General features: G+C 40.9%; 18 protein-coding genes. 14 read left to right on the top strand and 4 right to left on the bottom strand.

Translation table 11 applies throughout. The annotated features are described in order from the left end of the window. Positions 1 to 184 precede the first annotated feature (184 nt). Entirely contained in the window at positions 185 to 697 is a 513-nt protein-coding gene (locus BM739_RS20035; RefSeq protein ID WP_083698196.1) for a DUF3127 domain-containing protein, read from the bottom strand. Between the two features lie 308 nt (positions 698 to 1,005). Here BM739_RS20035 and BM739_RS15625 point away from each other — a divergent pair, with 308 nt between their 5' ends. The 9 genes from BM739_RS15625 (at position 1,006) to nadE (ending at position 9,614) form a co-directional block, all read left to right on the top strand. Continuing rightward, positions 1,006 to 1,401 (top strand): GFA family protein, encoded by a 396-nt coding sequence (locus BM739_RS15625; RefSeq protein WP_076542261.1) that lies wholly within the window; start codon positions 1,006 to 1,008, stop codon positions 1,399 to 1,401. A gap of 113 nt (positions 1,402 to 1,514) precedes the next feature. Beyond that, positions 1,515 to 2,012, top strand: a complete 498-nt coding sequence (locus BM739_RS15620; protein WP_076542336.1) for a hypothetical protein — start codon at positions 1,515 to 1,517, stop codon at positions 2,010 to 2,012. After that, on the top strand, positions 2,005 to 2,235 hold the full coding sequence (locus BM739_RS15615) for a helix-turn-helix transcriptional regulator (protein ID WP_076542259.1): 231 nt from the start codon (positions 2,005 to 2,007) through the stop codon (positions 2,233 to 2,235). The genes BM739_RS15620 and BM739_RS15615 overlap by 8 nt, the downstream gene beginning before the upstream one ends. A 281-nt stretch (positions 2,236 to 2,516) precedes the next feature. Further along, positions 2,517 to 3,116: a recombination mediator RecR gene (recR, locus tag BM739_RS15610; RefSeq protein ID WP_076542258.1), complete on the top strand. Its 600-nt coding sequence runs from the start codon at positions 2,517 to 2,519 to the stop codon at positions 3,114 to 3,116. A gap of 296 nt (positions 3,117 to 3,412) precedes the next feature. Continuing rightward, the gene (gene htpG, locus BM739_RS15605) at positions 3,413 to 5,326 is read left to right on the top strand and encodes a molecular chaperone HtpG (RefSeq protein ID WP_076542256.1); all 1,914 of its coding nucleotides are present in this window, start codon (positions 3,413 to 3,415) and stop codon (positions 5,324 to 5,326) included. Positions 5,327 to 5,400: 74 nt separating this feature from the next. Further along, positions 5,401 to 6,273, top strand: coding sequence for a tetratricopeptide repeat protein (locus tag BM739_RS15600; protein WP_076542254.1), 873 nt, complete (start codon positions 5,401 to 5,403; stop codon positions 6,271 to 6,273). 120 nt (positions 6,274 to 6,393) lie between these two features. Next, positions 6,394 to 7,038 (top strand): adenylate kinase, encoded by a 645-nt coding sequence (adk, locus tag BM739_RS15595; RefSeq protein WP_076542252.1) that lies wholly within the window; start codon positions 6,394 to 6,396, stop codon positions 7,036 to 7,038. Between the two features lie 249 nt (positions 7,039 to 7,287). Beyond that, positions 7,288 to 8,592, top strand: coding sequence for an inosine/guanosine kinase (locus tag BM739_RS15590; protein ID WP_076542250.1), 1,305 nt, complete (start codon positions 7,288 to 7,290; stop codon positions 8,590 to 8,592). A gap of 191 nt (positions 8,593 to 8,783) precedes the next feature. Continuing rightward, complete coding sequence (nadE, locus tag BM739_RS15585; protein ID WP_076542248.1) at positions 8,784 to 9,614, top strand: ammonia-dependent NAD(+) synthetase; 831 nt, start codon at positions 8,784 to 8,786, stop codon at positions 9,612 to 9,614. Between the two features lie 33 nt (positions 9,615 to 9,647). On the opposite strand, the gene BM739_RS15580 is transcribed toward nadE, so the two are convergent. Next, complete coding sequence (locus BM739_RS15580) at positions 9,648 to 10,235, bottom strand: hypothetical protein (protein WP_254843565.1); 588 nt, start codon at positions 10,233 to 10,235, stop codon at positions 9,648 to 9,650. A 118-nt stretch (positions 10,236 to 10,353) separates the two neighbouring features. On the opposite strand from BM739_RS15580, the gene BM739_RS15575 reads away from it, so the two are divergent. Next, the gene (locus BM739_RS15575) at positions 10,354 to 11,799 is read left to right on the top strand and encodes a carboxylesterase (RefSeq protein WP_076542246.1); all 1,446 of its coding nucleotides are present in this window, start codon (positions 10,354 to 10,356) and stop codon (positions 11,797 to 11,799) included. Between the two features lie 65 nt (positions 11,800 to 11,864). On the opposite strand, the gene BM739_RS15570 is transcribed toward BM739_RS15575, so the two are convergent. Next, positions 11,865 to 13,985 (bottom strand): diguanylate cyclase, encoded by a 2,121-nt coding sequence (locus BM739_RS15570; protein ID WP_083698195.1) that lies wholly within the window; start codon positions 13,983 to 13,985, stop codon positions 11,865 to 11,867. A 445-nt stretch (positions 13,986 to 14,430) separates the two neighbouring features. On the opposite strand from BM739_RS15570, the gene BM739_RS15565 reads away from it, so the two are divergent. The 4 genes from BM739_RS15565 to BM739_RS15550 all read left to right on the top strand — a co-directional run bounded on the left by BM739_RS15565 (position 14,431) and on the right by BM739_RS15550 (position 19,273). After that, positions 14,431 to 14,697 carry a DUF4212 domain-containing protein gene (locus BM739_RS15565; RefSeq protein ID WP_076542242.1) on the top strand — a complete coding sequence of 89 codons (267 nt, stop codon included), beginning with the start codon at positions 14,431 to 14,433 and terminating at the stop codon, positions 14,695 to 14,697. Between the two features lie 10 nt (positions 14,698 to 14,707). Next, complete coding sequence (locus BM739_RS15560) at positions 14,708 to 16,426, top strand: sodium:solute symporter family protein (protein ID WP_076542241.1); 1,719 nt, start codon at positions 14,708 to 14,710, stop codon at positions 16,424 to 16,426. Positions 16,427 to 16,671: 245 nt separating this feature from the next. After that, the gene (locus BM739_RS15555) at positions 16,672 to 18,522 is read left to right on the top strand and encodes a DUF294 nucleotidyltransferase-like domain-containing protein (protein WP_076542239.1); all 1,851 of its coding nucleotides are present in this window, start codon (positions 16,672 to 16,674) and stop codon (positions 18,520 to 18,522) included. 73 nt (positions 18,523 to 18,595) lie between these two features. Further along, positions 18,596 to 19,273: an exonuclease domain-containing protein gene (locus BM739_RS15550; protein ID WP_076542237.1), complete on the top strand. Its 678-nt coding sequence runs from the start codon at positions 18,596 to 18,598 to the stop codon at positions 19,271 to 19,273. A gap of 96 nt (positions 19,274 to 19,369) precedes the next feature. Here the strand turns inward: BM739_RS15550 and BM739_RS15545 are convergent, their stop codons facing one another. After that, positions 19,370 to 20,443 (bottom strand): ketoacyl-ACP synthase III, encoded by a 1,074-nt coding sequence (locus BM739_RS15545; RefSeq protein WP_076542233.1) that lies wholly within the window; start codon positions 20,441 to 20,443, stop codon positions 19,370 to 19,372. Between the last annotated feature and the right edge of the window lie 63 nt (positions 20,444 to 20,506).

Raw genomic sequence — 20,506 nt, 5'->3', positions numbered from 1 at the left:
AGCTTTTTTGTTTGCGTAAATAACTCGCATCATTACTTAGTTGGTTTGGACTAGTTTGAAGATTGATGGCAGAACATCATTTTTGGATAAAAAAAACGAACCCTAAGGGTTCGCTAGTTGAATATAATTACCCATCAGCAAAGGTATAACATTGTTGTTTTGACACTTATAAATTAACCGTCTGTTAAAACGGGATATCGTCTTCCCAAATGTTATCTGAGCTTGGGGTAGTTATTGGCTTGGAAGGCGATGGTGTATTTTGAGATGCTTTATTACCATATGATTGATTTCCAGCTGGTTGGTTACTAAATGATTGTTCATCGTATGACTGGTCCATTTGTTCATCAAATGACTGATCCATTTGATTGTCATTGTTGAACTGATCATTTGATTGTTGAGCGTGGCTGATTTTCCATGCTTGTAGGCTTGTAAAACACTTTTCAGGTTTACCTTGTCCCTGCCATAATCGGCCACTGATGTTGAATGAGACTTCAAGTTCATCGCCAATATTATATTGGTCTAGTAAAGCACATTTATCTTTAATCAGTTCAAGAGCGACATAGTTAGGGTAACTCGAATTTTCATCCGGCCCTGTCGCTTTTAAGACAAACTCGCGCTTGGTAAAGCCGTTATTACCGAAGGTTGTAGTATCGCCTTTACTATGGATGATACCGGTCATTTCAAATGTTTTAGACATAGGTGTTTCTCTGTTAACTATTCAGTTGATGTAGCTTTTAAGGTATTTTCTCACAATTAAGTCAATAACTGGCGACTTTTTATGTCGATGTTTTTATTCGGGTATCATTATTCTAATAATTTTGCTCAGAACTTAGTGAGTGGAAAAGAATTTAAACTTTTTAGAATTTGTGACAATTACAATGATGATAAAGTGAACTCTAAAGGGACGCGAGTTAGTAATAATTGTGTTAGCAGAAAATCAAAAATGACTTAGAGCAGAATTCAGATAACGCTCAGATAAATATAAGATAATTATAAGGATATTGTATGTTGAAGCAGGTCGGTAAAACCGTTATCAAGCCTACACATCAAGCCAGTTGTCATTGCGGTGCAGTGGTACTTGCGCTGAGTTTACCCAATGGAATTGAAAAGCCAAGACGCTGTGATTGTTCAATTTGTCGCAGAAAAGGCGCCATTGTAGGTTCTGTCCCATTAGACGGAATTCAAATAATAACAGGCGCAGATGCGCTTAAGCTATATCAATTTAATAGCCACACCGCTAAACACTATTTTTGTCGCCATTGCGGCATTTATACCCACCATCAACGCCGCTCTAACCCCACTGAATATGGCTATAATATTGGCTGCTTAGAAGGCGTTAATCCTTTTGATATTGATGATGTTGTCCTCAATGATGGCGTTAATCACCCCGCAGATAGATAAGTGAGAAAGTATTAATTTGTTAACCCGAGGTTAAAAATATTTGACATGGTTATTTATTATCCTAAACTAAACGCATGTCAAAAATAGTTAACATCAAGTGGGGTTTAATTAACATGAGTAATGCAAAAAAATTGCTACAATGGCTGCAAGAAACCAGTTTTAGAGAAGTCACTTTATCCGTTGATTTACTGGTAACGGGCTATATTTTCTATTTTTATGGCAGCAGCTTATTTCATGCTAGCCCAGAAGAATTAGCTTCAATACAGTGGCTCTCTGGTGTTTTCTTAGAAATTATTATCTATTCAGTAGTGCTAATGGTGGTGAGCTACATTGCTTTGGCGCTAATCACAGATGATGAACTGTCACAACCTATGGATGTACGCGAAAAACAAATTAATCTCATTGGCTATAAGTATTCAGCGATTATTTTGAATGTGGGCGTGATACTGGCCATAGTGCAATACAGTGTTGAAGCCAATGAGCTTGGTCTATCACAATTGGGCTTTGCCCATGCGCCGCTGCATATTTTAGTGGTGGCTTTTTTGTGTGCTGAGCTGGCATTTTATGGGGTGCAGCTATACAAGGGGCGTACAGGGGATATTTATGAGTAAACCGGCGATTTCTAACGCTATCCGCACCTTGCGTTTTTTAAATGGTGAAATGACACAAAAACAGCTTGCTGAATTAATTGGTGTCACTAGGCAAACGGTGATGGCTATTGAGTCTAATAAGTATTCACCCACCCTTGAAGTGGCTTTTAAAATTGCTGAAGTGTTTGAACTGCCGCTAGATCAGGTATTCAGTTATCACCCCGAAAGTGATACTAACTCCTAGTGCTAAGTCCTAGTGATTTTAGCTAGCACCAATAGCTAGCGCTAATACCAAGCGCTAATAGTTAGCAAGCTAGCCTTGGCAACAGTTAATACTGACCAGTTAATACTGACAAAGAAACGCTAACCGAGCTGACGAGATCGGTGTTGTGAATAGCATTAGCGATAACATCATTCTTTTGTCGCAATCATAATTACAGTACCATACGCACATTGATGCTGATTGAATGGTTTATTAACTTAAAACAGCACGCTTAATTAATAAAATAAGGCAATGAAGTATTTATGAAATTTAGTCCACTGGTTGATGAGCTTATCGAATCTTTGCGCTGCTTACCGGGTGTCGGACCTAAATCAGCCCAACGCATGGCGTTTCAATTATTAGAGCGTAACCGCAAACAAGGCCATAAATTAGCCAGTGCGTTAGAACGTTCAATGAGTGAAGTGGGGCATTGCCAAGCCTGTCGTACCTTTACAGAAGAGCAGCTTTGTCCGATCTGTAGTAGCCCTAAACGGGGTAATTCAGAAGTGATTTGTGTGGTTGAAACCCCAGCGGATGTGTTAGCCATTGAAGCCGGTGGCCATTTTAGCGGCCGCTATTTTGTGTTACTTGGGCATTTATCACCCCTTGATGGTGTGGGCCCTGAAGAGCTTGGCTTAGCGTTATTAGAGCAACACCTTGCATCAGATGATGTCACAGAGTTGATTTTAGCGACTAACCCGACAGTAGAAGGTGATGCCACGGCGCATTTTATTGCCGATATGGCCCGTAGACATAATGTAGTGATCAGCCGAATCGCCCACGGTGTACCTGTTGGCGGCGAGCTTGAGTATGTTGATAGCACCACGTTAGCATTATCATTTAATGGCCGTATTCCGCTGTAGTTATGAATGATAGTTGCGGACTGTAGTTGCGAACTGTAGTTGTGAACTTGTATCTTATTTTAAAGCCCAGCTTATGAGTTAGTAAGCTGGGCTTTTTTGTTTTCAAAATTGGCTGTTTTTAGCTTAAATCGATTGCTAATCGCTAGTTATTTCGCCAGTTCATGGTTTTTTTTCAGCAATAAAATAATTTCCCCTTGAATTCTATTTATCGCGCCCCATTTCCTAGGTAACAAAGATTTTTATACCGTGTTGGTTACAACATGGTTGATGTATTAACGTAAACAAGGGAAATTTTCATGTCTCAACAAGAAACGCATGGCTTTCAAACCGAAGTAAAACAGCTTCTACATCTGATGATCCATTCTTTATATTCAAATAAAGAAATTTTCTTACGTGAACTAGTCTCAAATGCTGCGGATGCAGCAGACAAGCTACGTTACTTAGCATTAACTGATAACGCATTATACGAAAGCGATACTGAACTGCGTGTTCGTATTAGTACCGATCAAGAAAAAGGCACTGTTACTATTGAAGATAACGGTATCGGTATGACACGTGATGGTGTGATTGAACATTTAGGTACGATTGCAAAATCAGGTACTGCAGACTTCTTTAAAAATTTATCAGGTGAAGAGTCAAAAGATTCGCAGCTTATCGGTCAATTTGGTGTAGGTTTTTATTCTGCTTTTATCGTTGCTGATAAAGTAACTGTACGTACCCGCGCAGCAGCTGCAGCAGTTGATCAAGCGGTACTGTGGGAGTCAGCAGGTGAAGGTGACTTTACCGTTGATACCATCACTAAAAACAGCCGTGGTACTGAAATTACCCTTCATCTACGTGATGAAGAAAAAGAATTCGCTGATGATACGCGTCTACGTTCAATCATTACCAAGTACTCTGATCATATCTCAGTACCAGTAGAAATGTTTGAAGCTGGCCTACCAGAAACTGATGGCGAAGATGGCGAGAAAATCCCAGCGACTGAAGGCGAGTGGAAGCCAATGAACAAAGCCACTGCGCTTTGGACTCGTAGCAAATCAGATATCTCAGATGAAGAATATCAAGAGTTCTACAAGCATATTTCTCACGACTATGCTGATGCAGCGACTTGGTCTCACAACCGTGTTGAAGGTAAGCAAGAATATACCAGCTTATTATACATCCCAACTAAAGCCCCTTGGGATATGTTTAACCGCGACGTTAAGCATGGTCTAAAACTTTTTGTACAGCGTGTATTTGTACTGGATGATGCTGAACAGTTTATGCCAACTTACTTACGTTTTGTTAAAGGCTTAATCGATTCAAATGATTTGCCACTCAACGTATCGCGTGAAATCTTACAAGATAACAGTGTAACGAAAGCACTGCGCACTGGTGTGACTAAGCGCGTACTTGGCATGCTAGAAAAAATGGCTAAAAACGATGCTGAAAAGTATCAAGCTTTCTGGGCTGAATTTGGTCAAGTATTAAAAGAAGGCCCAGCTGAAGATTTCGCAAACCGTGAGCGTATTTCTGGTTTACTGCGTTTTGCTTCAACCCATAACAATTCAGCAGTGACAGATGTGTCATTAGATGATTACATCAGCCGCATGAAAGAAGGCCAAGATAAGATTTACTATATCGTGGCTGATAGCTATGAAGCGGCAGCAAACAGCCCGCATCTAGAGCTACTGCGTAAGAAAGACATTGAAGTGCTATTAATGTCAGAGCGAATCGATGAATGGCTAATTAACCACTTAACAGAATTTAAAGACAAGAAATTGCATTCAGTGACGCGTGGTGATTTAGAGCTAGGTGAACTTGAAGATGCTGCTGAAAAAGAAGCTCAAGAAAAGTTAGCTGGCGAAGCTGAGTCATTAGTATCACGTATTAAAACTGCGCTAGAAGGTAAAGTATCAGACGTTAAAGTGACTTCTCGCTTAACCGATACCCCTGCATGTGTGGTTGCCGGTGAAGGTGAAATGTCATCGCAAATGATTAAGCTTATGCAATCAGCTGGTCAGCCTGTACCTGAGTCTAAGCCGACATTTGAAATTAACCCGCAGCATCCGCTGGTTGAGCGTCTAAACGACGAGCAAGATGAGCTAGCATTTGCTAACTGGGCAGATTTGTTATTACAACAAGCTCAGCTTTCAGAAAAGGGCAGCTTAGCGGATCCATCTGCATTCATTAAGTTAACCAACCAAATGCTAGTGGCGAGCTTAAAATAGTCATTAGTATTGCAATAAAGCGGGCTTAGGCCCGCTTTTTGTTAGCTATCACGAAATAGTTAAAAGGAATCAATATGGAACATATTATTAATTTAACTAAAGAAAACATTCAGCAGATTGTTGATGCTTCGATGGATAACTTTGTGGTGATGTCATTTTGGGCACAGCAGCAACCGCAAAGTGTACAAATGCTACAAGTGATGGAACAGATTGCCAATGAGCAAGCTGGGCGCTTTATCCTTGCCAAAGTGAACTGTGAAGCTGAGTTAGAAATTGCTAATTACTTCCAAATTCAGAGTTTACCTACGCACTTAGTGCTGAGTAAAGGTCAGCCGGTTGATGGTTTTGCTGGGGTGCAAAGTGCAGCGCAAGTGAATGAATTACTTGATAAGCATCTTCCTGCGTTATGGGTAACAGATTTTAATGCTGCCAAAGCGATTTTGGTTGAAGCAGGTATTGAAAAGCCAAGCGATGAAAAACTAGAACAAGCCTTAGCATTACTGAAAAGTGCCTTTGCTGAATCTCAGCAACAAGCGCAAGTGGCCTTAGTGCTCATCGATGTCTATTTACAATTAGGCATACTGGCTGAAGCTAAGACTTTATTGGATACCATAGGCCTTGCAGATCAAGACAGTTACTATCAAAACTTAAAAGCCAAGTTAGCCTTAGCTGAAGACGCCGCTGATACCCCTGAAATTCGTCAGTTACAACAATCATTACAACAGCAGCCGGATAATATTGAACTGAGTATCGATTTGGCCAAAGCATTGAATCAAGCTAATCGCGGCGAAGAGGCACTTGAGTGTTTATTTGCCATTTTAGAAAAAGATTTATCCGCTGCGGATGGAAAAGTTAAACAAGTGTTTATGGAAATATTGACAGCACTAGGGCAAGGCAACGCCATAGCCAGTCAGTATCGCCGCCGTTTATACAGTTTACTGTATTAAACACGGAAAATTTTCGTATTAGATATTGGTCTAAATCTTGAGGTTTTACCTTCTAAAGACAGTCTAAATGTGCGAAAATCGCCGCCTAAAAATATGAAAGCAATATAGAGGACTTTTGAGATGCGCATTATACTATTGGGTGCCCCTGGTGCCGGTAAAGGTACACAAGCTCAGTTCATTATGGAGCAGTACGGTATCCCACAAATCTCAACTGGTGATATGCTGCGTGCAGCAATTAAAGCTGGCACTCCGTTAGGATTAGAAGCTAAATCAGTGATGGATGCGGGCCAGTTAGTATCAGATGACCTAATTATTGGTTTAGTTAAAGAACGTATTGCCCAAGATGATTGTGCAAAGGGTTTCTTACTTGATGGTTTCCCTCGTACAATTCCTCAAGCAGACGCTATGGTTGCTAACGGAATTGAAATCGATCACGTGATTGAAATTGATGTGCCAGACGAAGAAATTGTTAAGCGTATGAGTGGTCGTCGTGTTCACTCAGGCTCTGGCCGTGTTTATCACATTATCTTCAACCAACCTAAAGTTGAAGGTAAAGATGATGTCACTGGTGAAGACTTATCTATCCGTCCAGATGATGAAGAGTCAACTGTACGTAAACGTCTTGGTATTTACCATGAGCAAACTAAGCCGCTAGTAGAATACTACGGTAAAGTCGCAGCTGCTGGTAACACTCAATACACTAAGTATGATGGTACTCAAACTGTTGCCGCTGTTAGCGCGCAAGTAAAGCAGTTACTAGGTTAATACCTACAAAGTAGTATTTTTATACTGTTGAATTATAAAAAAAACCTGCATTGCAGGTTTTTTTATGTCATAAATAAAATCGTCGTCACAAAAACTGAGAATGATTGACATCTATCTTGGTGTTGATTGTATTTGTGTTAAAATTAGCGTTTGGTAATAAGAACGTTTCTATTAAAGCGTTACTGTTTTCAAAAGCTGTGAATAACCCATAATCCTTATTGCATGGATGCCTACTCAAGAGAGTTTAAGATGAAGTTCCCTGGTCAACGCAAATCTAAGCACTATTTCCCAGTAAACAACCGAGACCCATTGTTGGCTCAGTTAACCCAGCAAGAGCAGTCTGTATCGACCTATATTTGTGGTATTGACCAAACTCTTGTGGATATTGAAGCAAAAGTCGAAGATGAGCTATTGGGCCGTTATGGGCTTCCAAAAGGCAACTCAACTCTTATTGATGATCAGCAAGCTCACGAACTTTATAATGAACTAAAAAACAATGAGATGATCAGCGATGAATTTGCTGGTGGCACCATTGGTAATACCGTTCATAACTACTCTATTTTAGCTGATGACCGTTCGGTATTATTTGGCGTGATGAGCCAAAATATCATGGTCGGTAGTTATGCCTATCGCTACCTTTGTAATACCTCCTCTAAAGTGGATCTAAACTACCTGCAGCCAGTCGATGGCCCTATCGGTCGTTGTTTTACTTTGATCTCTGCTGAAGGTGAACGTACCTTTGCAATTAGCAAAGGTGCAATGGATAAGCTAACCCCAGAATATATTAATAAAGACGTGGTTCAAGGTAGTTCAGCGCTAGTTTTAACCGCGTATTTAATGCGTGCCAGCGAAGGTGATTTAATCACTGAAGCGGCAATGACAGCAATTAAATTTGCCAAAGAAGCCGATGTGCCAGTGGTATTGACCTTAGGTACCCGCTTCTTAATTCAAGAAGACCCTAAATGGTGGCAAGATTTCATTCGTGATAATGTGACAATTTTGGCGATGAATGAAGACGAAGGCGAAGCCTTAACGGGTTTCAGCGATCCGCTATTAGCCAGCGAAGCGGCCTTAGAGTGGTGTGATATGGTGTTGTGTACCGCAGGGCCGTTAGGCTTATATACCGCAGGCTATACTGAAGACTCTGAAAAAAGAGCCACAGCCCATTTATTATTACCGGGCGCAATTCCTGAATTTAACCGTTATGAGTTCTCGCGCCCTAAGCGTAAAGCTGATTGCACCACACCGATTAAAGTGTACGCTCATATCTCGCCTTATATGGGTGGACCAGATTATATTCGCAATACCAACGGTGCCGGTGATGGGGCGCTATCAGCGTTACTCCATGATTTAGCTGCTAATACCTTCCATAAAACCAATGTGCCGGGTTCAAGTAAGCATCAGCGTGATGGCCTGTGTTACTCATCTTTCTCGCAAGTCTGTAAATATGCTAACCGCGTTGCTTATGAAGTATTAGCCCAGCATAGCCCACGATTATCTCGTGGTTTACCTGAGCGCGAAGATAGCTTAGAAGAGTCATACTGGGAAAGATAACCAGACAGGTTTTATACTTATATAATCAGTGACAAAATCAAGGGCAATCACCAAGTGGTGATTGCCCTTTTTGTTTGCATCAAGATAAACAAGTACTTGGTAGACGCTGAAAAATTCAGTAGGATGTTGAATATACAGAAACATACCTCATTTTAAGTAATTCTGGTTTTAAAAATACATTGGAGAGCATTGTGAAGGGACAAATCTTAAGAGAAATGAAAGTACTTAAGGCGATTGAACCTGCTTATGAAGTCGAGCGCCGAGTAGCATTTCTTAAAACCAAACTTATAGAGGCTCATAGCCATTGTTTGGTATTAGGGATTAGTGGTGGTGTTGACTCATCTGTAACCGGCAGATTATGCCAGTTAACGGTAGACAGCTTAAATGCTGAAAACCCACAGCAGGCTTACCAATTCATTGCGGTGCGTTTACCATATCAAGTGCAAAAAGATGAAGATGAAGCTCAGCTTGCATGTCAATTTATACAACCCTCAAAGCAGGTAACAGTGAATATTGCTGATGGGGTTATTGGTGTGCATAACGCAACGGTTTCAGGTCTTGAGGATGCCGGCATTCAAGTCGCTAATAATGATAATGTTGATTTCATTAAAGGTAACGTCAAAGCCCGTATGCGAATGATTGCTCAATATCATATTGCAGGCCTGACTGGCGGCTTAGTGATTGGCACCGATCATAGCGCTGAAAATATTACCGGTTTTTATACTAAATTTGGTGATGGCGCCTGTGACTTAGCGCCCTTGTTTGGTCTTAATAAGCGTCAAGTTCGCCAATTAGCCAGTTACCTTGGCGCGCCAGAGATATTAGTAACCAAAGCGCCAACGGCGGATTTAGAAGAGGATAAACCGCAATTAGAAGATGAGGTGGCATTGGGGCTAAGCTATGATCAAATCGATGACTTCCTAGAAGGCAAAGAGGTTGATAGCTATGTTGAAGATAAACTTATTGCGATTTACCAGCGCACTCAACATAAGCGTCAACCTATCCCGACGATTTATGACTAATTTAACTTCCCACTAGCTTAGAGCAATGATTGTTTAAGTGAGCTTAAATAAATAGCGCCTAAGCTGCTCAATTAATACATTGGGAAACTGGCGGTAATCTAAATATGGCGTGATGAGTATCTGCTCATGCGCCATTATTTTTTGGCTTTCGTCTATGGCAGTTAACGCAGCTATAAACGATTTATCGCTTATATTAGCCAATGCCGCTTGGCCACAAATGATATGAATTTGGCTATTCACACTAAGCTTAGTGGCATTAATGATAATGTTACATTGACTAAAATCTACCCGCTTTAAATCATCAGCAGCGTGCGGATTAAATAATTGGTTGCGGCAATCTCGCCATGTATCTGGTGCTTTAGCAGTAACAGCAATCTTAGCCATGATAGTAAATATTTTTCGCCAATGATTGCCATTATCGTTAATGATTTGCTCGATAGCATTTGTATTTTGCCAATGCCATGCTTTGGAGACTTTAGGTGGCGTTGGCAAATAGAATGTGATTTCAGCTTTTTCAGAGCCTAATAAAATAGCTTTTGAGCTAAGCTCGGCGTTTGGCTTAGTCGCGTTATTTGCGATATCAGCAGGCTTTGTATGAATGCTTGGTTGAGTTGGTTTCATTGTGGGTTTGCTACTCAATATTTTCGGCCTGATGGCATATTATTATTTGTAAATTCAGACTCTTTTTAGACTATCATTAAAACTATACGGACAAAAATTAATTCCATAGGACTGGCGAATGAAAGCAATAGTAATCGGTTCGACTAAACATCTGTTATTTTTTGCTATTTATGGTTTTATTGCCAGTTTACTGCTTTTTATCGCCGCCGTGGTGTGGTTTTTAACGGCTCGCTCAGAATTAGAGATTTGGCATACAACACGCTTGAAAAGTGAATATCATCAACAGTCTGGCTTAACAGCGTTTTCCCAATACCTTGACCTTGAACAAAAGCTATTTGATGAGTTAGACCGCAAAATATACCAGCAATACACTCCTAAGCTGGCTTCACCTATTAATCGTTACGAAGCCAATAGCTTATCTGATCCAAATCAATGGGATATAAACTGGAATCGCTCTTTTGAGTGGTCAAACCCCGATGCCAAATATGGCATTTTATTTATCCATGGTATGTCAGACTCCCCTTATGCGATTTCAAACCTAGCGCGACATTTTAGCGCTTCAGCCGATGTTTTAGGGTTACGTTTACCAGGGCACGGCACTATTCCTGCAGGCTTGGCAGATATCACTTGGCCAGATCTAGCCAGTGCCGTAGCATTAGCGACCGAGCACATGAAGCAAAAACTGGCCGGCAAACCTTTATATGTGGTGGGCTTTTCTACCGGTGCAGCACTGGCATTAAATCTTCAACTGGAAGCGATTGCTGTAAATAACCCTACAGATTATCAAGCAATGATATTTCTTTCGCCAGCCATAGGCTTAGCGCCCATTGCTGCAGGCGCAAAGTGGCAAGCGAGGTTAGGGCGTTTAATCAATCAAGAAAAGCTGTTTTGGAATACCATTGAGGTTGAATACGACCCTTTTAAATATATCTCATTTGCAGTCAATGCCGGTGACGTTGTTTATCAACTGGCTGAAAGAAATCAAAATTTAATAAAACAATTTGAAAAGCAGCAATTAGCCAATATTCCTCCTATTTTAACCTTCCAGTCAATTGCAGATGATACCGTTTCTACTAACGCGGTGGTCGAGCATTTGTATCAATATTTACCCTCAGATAAGCATAGCTTAGTGATATTTGATATCAATCGTAACCGTAATAATCATCAATTGATCACTAAAAACTTGTTAAACGAAATGGGGCCACTTTGGCTCAATATGCCCATGAACTACCGTTTAAGTTTAATTGAAAATAGCCAGCAATCTGAGCATGGAGTGCAAGAGCAAAACTTGATTGAGAGCAAGGAGCTAGATGCTGTAGAGTTAGCGCTGAAGTGGCCTGCTGGGGTGTTTTCATTATCCCATGTTGCCTTACCTTTTCCTGAAAATGATCCCTTATACGGGCCACATTATCAGCCTCAAAGTCAGCATATTCAGATAGGGCAGGCAATCTTTAAAGGTGAGCGGGGCTTGTTTGGGATCCCCGCCGCAGAAATGTTAAGACAGAAATGGAATCCATTTTATCCGTATATGTTAGATAGATTGGAGCAGTTTATTGAGCCGTGATTATCGCGGTAGCTAAACTCGTCACTAGCTTAGCGATTATGGTTTTGATATGAAACGTTAGTGGGCTACTCTGGGTCACTTGGATCATTAATCACATCAATAATGACTTTATTTCGCCCTTGCTCTTTTGCTTTGTATAGGTTGTCATCTGCAACTTTTATCCAGTGATCAATGTCTTTAGAAAAGTTGGCGTTAGCCGTTATCGCGCCAATACTGGTGGTGACTGAAAAGTGCTGTTCATCCGTTGGCGAGTTAATTATTACTTTGGCTAACTGTTCTCTAAAATGATTGAGATGCTGCTCAATTTTAAGGGCATTGGATAAAGGCAATATCAAAATAAACTCTTCACCACCATAGCGAGAAACGATATCGGTATCGCGTTTAAATTGCTGTTTTAATAGTTTAGATACGACTCTTAAGCATTCGTCCCCAGCCAAATGACCGTAGCTATCATTGACCTGTTTAAAGTAATCTAAGTCAAGGATAGCAATGGTAATGGCATGCTCACCTCGCAGACAAAAATCCAGCAAGCTATCAAATCTATCTTCTGCATAACGGCGATTATAAAGCCCAGTTAGTGGATCTTTATCCACTAATGCCAATAACTTTTGATTGGCTTTTTCAAGCTCATCGGTGCGAATCGCGACAGTTTCTTCTAGCTCCAGTTGGTGCTTAAGTAAGTCACGTTTACTGGCGGTGAGGCTCTTGTACAGGTTATATACTTCCTCTGATGTACTTTCATTATCAATTTGTTCTTTTAATTCAGTACCACTGATTTGTCCGAATTGATTAGCCACAATTTCTAATGAGTTAGTGAGTAAACGACACACTCTGGAGGAGATTAAAAAGGTCAAAATGATGGAGATGAATAGCATCAAGTAGGTGCCTAGCATTTGTGTTTCGGCGGTTTTAACTAACGGAGACAGTGGCTGTAATACATACAACTTCCAACCATTGTTTAGTCGATTACTGATGTACACGTATTCAGGTGATGTGGCGGTTAAGTTGTGAATATTGATCACATTTAAACTGGTGCGGTAATTTCCTTTTTCATTTGAATAGGTAAATTCTACGTGAGTGCTTAAGTTTAGAGAAGGGGTGGAATAAATGATGTTGTTATTGTTATCAACGATGATAATAAACTCTTTATCCCCTGTTCCATTTTGATTATCTATCTTAGAAAAGAACGCTAAATCCAGCGAGCCTTCAATAATTCCACTGACCTTTGATTGATCATTATTGTGATAAAAAGGCGCACTAATGGCGATAATTGAATCGTCACCAAAACCGCGGCCTTTAAACACAGGCGAAACAAACAAGCGCTGATTATAAAAAGACTCAATAAAGTAGTCTCTATCTGAAATTGATAAATCCAGTGGTTGCCCTGTTTTATTGAGCATAATACTGCTGGGGCTTGCGGCAATCACTTGAGCATCAGTGTCTGCCAGCAGCATAGTAATAAAACTAGGATAATGCTGATGCAGTTTGATTAAAACTTGTTGTAATTCACTGTAGGATGACGTCGTTAAGCTGATTAAATCTGCCGCATAATCAATGACCATTTTATGTTCATTAAGGTATTGCTCGGTTGCCGTACTAATATGTTCGGTGGTGTCAGTTAAATTTCGCTTCAGTAACTCTTGTTGTTTTTCAAGAAACAAATAATTAAAAGTCAGTGCTGATAATAACAAGCAAAGGGTGATCATTAACGTCATAAAGTAGGTGACTTGAGCGTTAAAACTACGACGTTTTTGGTTGGTTTTTGTGTCGTTTAACTGCCACGTATTAGGAATAAACAAGATGAACAGTGACGCCAAGCCAGCGTAAATTAAACCGTTGATGCTTTGCTTGATAATGGCGAATAACATGTGGCTATCTGGAAAATCAGCAAGTGTCACCATGTATATATAGGTTAATGGCATACCAAGAGCTAACCAATAAATACCACTGCTATATAAGGGAAACAGGCCTTTTCTGCGAGCAATGCCAATGAATATTGCTTCGGTACAAAATAGTAAATATACATGGGGGCTACCCCAAGTGAGCATTAATCCACTTGCGCTGAGTATGGCGGTGACTAAACCATACCAAGGGCCTAAAAGCACAGCTGAAATAACGGTAAAAGTATTACCTAGCACTAATTGGACATTGGCGAATATTGGAATGGGGTAGCAATTAATTACCATTCCTAATAGGCCAAAACAGAGTGCAATCAGGAGGTTTTTTTTATTTATTATAGGAAACTGCAATCGAATACCATGTGATCGAACTGTTATGTAAAAATTTTATACTCGTCAAGCATTTAACTCAAGTGGAAACGATATTGTGGCCCCGGTAATGTGAAAAATCTGAATTCTGCTTGTGAGCTCAATAGCCATTTGAGGCAATACTTTCCTGCTGTTTATCTTAGTCAATCACTAAATTCAGTTCGACCTTGGTCTACATTAGCCTAATTGGGGATCTAGACATAACTTAAGTATTTATCGAGTTAAACTATTGTTAATAATCAACTATTTTGTTTTTTCTATGGCGAGCTAAAGCAAATCTTAGACTAAGGTCGTGATTGTGGTCACATTTTGAGTTGTTAGATTAACTATCGACTTAAAAAATAATTAGCACTGGGGAGTCACTATGAGTTTTGAAAATCAAGATACAGCAAGCGGGTACTGGCGTGAGAATTTACGTTTAGTATTGGGGCTGCTGGCAATTTGGGCTGCAGTATCATTTGGCTGCGGTATTTTACTGGTTGATGTTCTTAATGAAGTCCACTTCATGGGCTTTAAATTGGGATTCTGGTTTGCACAACAAGGTGCCATGTATGTGTTTGTTGCACTGATTTTTGTGTATGTAGCGAAAGCGAATGCTTTAGATAAAAAATATAACGTACACGAAGACTGAGGAATAAATCATGGATGTTCAAACTTTAACTTATATTATCGTGGGCTTGACGTTTGCCCTGTACATCGGTATCGCCATATGGTCTCGTGCTGGCTCAACTAAAGAGTTTTATGTCGCTGGTGGCGGCGTGCCGCCAGTTATGAACGGTATGGCAACAGCGGCGGATTGGATGTCTGCGGCATCATTTATATCACTTGCCGGTATTGTTTCATTTACTGGTTATGATGGTTCAGTCTATTTAATGGGCTGGACCGGTGGTTATGTTCTGCTAGCGCTTTGCATGGCTCCATACTTACGTAAGTTCGGTAAATTTACTGTGCCCGACTTTATTGGTGATCGCTATTACTCACAAGCTGCGCGAACTGTTGCAGTCGTGTGTGCGATTTTCATCTGTTTCACTTACATCGCTGGTCAAATGCGTGGTGTTGGGGTGGTTTTCTCCCGTTTCTTAGAAGTCGAAGTTGAAACTGGGGTTTATATTGGTATGGCAGTGGTGTTCTTTTATGCTGTATTAGGCGGCATGAAAGGGATTACTTACACTCAGGTTGCGCAGTATTGTGTGCTTATTTTTGCCTTTATGGTGCCAGCTATTTTTATCTCGGTAATGATGACAGGTCATGTGTTACCGCAAATTGGCTTTGGTGCTGAACTTGTTGATGCAGCAGGTAATGGAACAGGGGTTTACCTGTTAGATAAGCTTGATGGCTTGTCAGCAGAACTTGGCTTCTCTCAATATACCGAAGGCTCAAAGAGCATGATTGATGTGTTCTTTATTACTGGTGCCTTGATGTTTGGTACTGCAGGTTTACCCCATGTTATCGTGCGTTTCTTTACAGTACCTAAGGTAAAAGATGCGCGTGTGTCTGCAGGCTGGGCATTAGTATTTATCGCGATTATGTATACCACTATTCCTGCATTAGCGGCATTCTCTCGTGTGAACATGATTGAAACCATTAATGGGCCTGACTCTACTGGGGTTTCATATGAAACTGCGCCTGAATGGATTAAAAACTGGGAAAAAACCGGCTTAATTACTTGGGATGATAAAAATGCTGATGGCAATATCTATTATGCTAAAGGCGATAGCAATGAAATGAAAATTGACCGCGATATCATGGTATTAGCGACGCCAGAAATTGCATCTCTGCCAGCATGGGTCATTGCATTGGTTGCTGCTGGTGGTCTTGCGGCGGCACTGTCTACATCTGCGGGTTTATTATTGGTTATTTCTACCTCGGTATCCCATGATTTACTGAAGAAAAACTTCATGCCAGATATCTCAGATAAGAAAGAGCTTTTATTTGCACGCATTGCAGCGGCGCTAGGTATTGTCATGGCGGGTTACTTTGGTATTAATCCACCAGGGTTTGTGGCCGCGGTTGTTGCGATTGCATTTGGTCTAGCGGCATCGTCATTGTTTCCTGCCATTGTTATGGGGATCTTCTCAAGAACCGTTAACAAAGAAGGTGCGATTTCAGGGATGGTATTAGGTTTACTATTTACCGCTAGTTATATCGTGTACTTTAAATTTGTTAATCCAAGTGCCAATAGCAGTGAAAACTGGTTCTTAGGTATTTCGCCTGAAGGTATTGGTATGCTAGGTATGATGATTAACTTTGGTGTTGCATTTGCTGTTAGCAAAGTCACTGCTGCGGTTCCTGCTGACGTGGTTGCTATGGTTGAGTCTATTCGATTCCCGAAAGGCTCAGGTGAAGCGCACGACCATTAAGCTTTATACAATATGAGCTATAAAATGTGAGTATTTAACTCACGGATAAAAAAGCGCTTCGGCGCTTTTTTTATTGGTGACAGAGATTAATTATTGTTATGAGCAAATGCTGTTAGCAAGTGTTTAATATCAGTGAGTTAAATAATGCCACTTATGGCCATTGGTCGAATATCAGCCTCAATAGAATTTACGTATATTAAATTAATAAGACAGAAGATGATTTGGCAGCAAGTAAGAGGCCCGCGATGAAAGATGCCAGTGAACTGCAACCCATTGTTCAATTTATAAAAGAGTTAGTGCCATTTGATAGTCTTTCAGAGGCAAATTTAACCCGCTGCTGCAAGCAAATCACCATTGGTTATTACAGTAAGGCATCGGCTGTGGTGCCCTTAGATGCCAGTCACCCGCAACTTTATATCGTTCGCTCAGGCGCATTTGAGGTCAGAGATAATCAAGGTGAGTTATTAGATAGGTTGGGCGAAGGAGACTACTTTGGTTTTCCGTCTTTGCTATCTGGTGAAAAAGTCAGTAACCAAGTGCAGGTTTTAGAAGACAGTTTGGTGTATCACTTAGATCCCGAAACCTTTGATTTTTTGCGTAGTGAAAGCCGCAGCTTCGATCGCTTTTTTAATCGCGCCTTTGCTAGACGAATGCGTCATCAAGCTAGATTTAAAGCAAAAGAGTTAACCACGACCAATCGTATCAATAGTTTAATGTCTGCCGATCCTCTAATTATAAATTGTAATGCCAGTGTCAGTGAAGCGGCGAAGAAAATGCGTTTAGCCAGAGTGTCATCAGTGCTAGTGATGGATAATCAGCAATTGATTGGTATTCTTACCGACCGAGATTTACGTAATCGAGTGCTTGCTGAAGGCTTTGATGGCAACTTGCCGGTTCATCAAGCGATGACTGCCAATCCCACCAAACTTGAAGCCAATGCCTTAGTGTTTGAAGCTATGCTGTTGATGAGTGAACATGGTATTCACCACTTACCGATTATGCAGCAAGACAATGTGGTGGGGATATTAACCAGCACTGATATTTTACGCGGCCAGAGTTCACAGCCCTTGTTATTAATCGGCGAAATCGAGCGGCAAACCAATATCGATAGCCTGATCAATGTCAGTAAACAAATTCCAGTATTATTGCAAAATCTGATCAGTGCAGATGCCCGAGCTGAAGAAGTGGGCAGGGTATTAACCTCGGTTACTGATGCATTAACTCGGCGATTAATTATTTTAAATCAGCAAATTTTAGGTGAAGCACCAATGGCCTTTTGCTGGTTAGCGTTTGGCTCACAAGGCAGGCAAGATCAAGCGGCCTGTTCAGATCAAGATAACGGTATTTTACTGGCTCATGAGCCCGATGAGCATGCAAAAGGCTATTTTGACGCCTTAACCCATGCGGTTTGTAAAGGGCTAGATCAATGCGGCTATATATATTGCCCTGGGGATATTATGGCGCAAAACCCCAAATGGCGTTTGTCGCTGTCCCAATGGCAACAACACTTTGAAAAGTGGGTGCTATCGCCCGAACCTAAAGCCTTAATGCATGCCAGTATATTTTTTGATATGCGCTCCGTTTATGGGCCGCAGAATTTATTTGATCAATTACAACAGCACGTCTTAAGTAACACCAAAGACAATGATATTTTTCTTGCGGGAATGGCGGGTAACTCACTGGTTGAGACGCCGCCGCTAGGCTTTTTTAGAAAGTTTGTCTTAGAGCGTGATGGCACTGAAGTAAAAGGCATGGATTTGAAACATAAAGGCGTAGCGTTAATTAACGATATCGCCAGAGTGTATGCATTAAGCGCCGGCATTACTGAAGTGAATACCCCAAAACGCATTAGGGCACTGATGGAAGCCAATATCATTAACCGTAAAGATGCCCTTAATCTAGCGGATGCCTTAGAGTTTATTGCGCATATGCGTTTATCCAATCAAGGCCTGCAGCATACACAACAGCAAGAAGTCACCAATTACTTAAAACCGCAGCAAATGTCATCGTTATTGCGACATCAGCTCAGGGATGCTTTTAAAGTAGTCCATGATGCGCAATCGGGCTTAAGAATGAAGTTTATGCGAAGTTATTAATGGTATTTCTATGTGGGTTAGCCTGTGATGTTAATTTAGCTTGTGATGTTAATAGTGTGGAGTAAACAACTTAGTGAATGAGTTATGGCTTAAAACGCGCTTACAGTTAGAACTTCTCGGTCAAAAAGACGAGCTTGCCGCTTACCAGTCGAGCGTTAAGCCATGCCTTAGTGCCACGATTTCGGATCTACCGATTATGGCAATAGATCTAGAAATGACTGGGTTAGATCCTCACCACGACCAAATAATCAGTATTGGTATCGTGCCGATTGAACATGGCGCCATTCCGTTATCAAAAGCCCAGCAAGTGATGGTAACCATAGATGGAAGTGTAGGGCAGAGCGCAGCAGTGCATGGGATTATCGATAATCATTTAACCGAAGCGTTATCACTAACACAAGCCATGGCCTGGTTGCTTGCACAAACTCAAGGTTCAATTTTGTTAGCTCATCATGCACCAATGGACATCAGTTTTATCCAAACCCATTTAGAAAAAGTCTATAAAAGAAGCATTAAATTACCTTTTATTGATACCTTAGCGATAGAAAAACAACGACTTTTACGCCAACATGATGTGCTGCAAGAAGGTAGTTTACGACTGGATGCTTGTCGAAATCGATACGGTCTACCAACCTATTATGGTCATGATGCCCTTACTGATGCACTAGCGTGCGCTGAATTATTTGTGGCGCAAATAGCCTCGATTGGCGACAGTAAAACCATGAAGGCGGCGCAATTTATTAGTATGTAATTTTAGTCCCCTGAACGTAAATCAAGCAGATTAATTCCAGTAATCATAGATAAAAAAACCAGCACAAGGCTGGTTTAATGGTTTAGCAAGCTGAGTTTACTTTGATTTATTCATGAAAAAATCAACCGCTGGCTTAATAAGCTCTAAGGCAGTGACTTCACAAGGTGGAAGCTCGGCAGTCGGTGGGTTAATGGGTGTAGTACGCTCGCCCCACTTAACTAATGCTGCCGCTGAGGTTAAACCTGCGCCAAAGGCACATGATAAAACAGTTTGACCCGCTTTCAACTTACCTTGCTCAAGGGCATCACAAATCGCAATAGGGATAGTGGCTGCTGAGGTATTGCCATATTTTGCAATATTAACAAAGGCTTTTTCTTTTGGAATTTTCATGCGGCCGATTAAGGTATCAATAATACGTTCGTTAGCTTGATGAGGAATAACAAAATCCACGTCTTCTTTATTGATATTGCACTTTTCAAGCACTTTAGTGCTTAGACCACCCATGCCATGAATCGCGCGTTTAAACACTTCTTGGCCATTTAAATGAATAAAGAAGTCTAAAGATGCTGAATCAAAGCGATCCATTTTGGTACCAAAGCCAGAGGCTAAAATATCACGTGCTGCAGGGTCATTATTTAACTCGTAACCTAAAACACCACCTGGTTGGTCGCTTACTTCTAAAACAACCGCGCCGGCGCCATCACCAAATAATACCGCGGTTTCACGGCGAGACCAGTCAAGGTAAAAAGACAAACGCTCAGCACCAATCACCAACACTTTTTTATTTTGGCCACTTTTTATTAGCGAGCTACCAAGACCAAGACCATATAAGAAGCCACTGCAGGCTGCGTTGATATCAAACGCGCCGCAAGTTGCACCAATATTAGCTTGCACTGTAGAAGCGATGTTTGGAATTAAAGTGTCAGCGCTTGCTGTTGCTAGAATGATTAAATCAATCTCACTGCCATCAATACCTGCAGCTGATAACGCATTTTGCGCCGCAACGGTTGCAAGTTCTGAGGTGTTAACGTGGCTAATACGTCTTTCACTGATCCCGGTACGAGTTTTAATCCACTCGTCTGACGTTTCCATAAATGTGGCTAAATCGTCATTGGTCAGAGTTGCTGGTGGGACACATTTTCCCCAGCCGGTAATATGAGCATACTGCATGTGGTGATCTCTCAAATAAAAATTAAAAAATAATCTGGTAATAAAATGTCTTTATTATTAGGG

This window comes from Shewanella sp. UCD-KL21 (assembly GCF_001957135.1).
Classification (GTDB): domain Bacteria; phylum Pseudomonadota; class Gammaproteobacteria; order Enterobacterales; family Shewanellaceae; genus Shewanella.
Note: the sequence above shows the minus strand (reverse complement) of the source record. Positions and strands in the feature narration are given on the sequence as shown.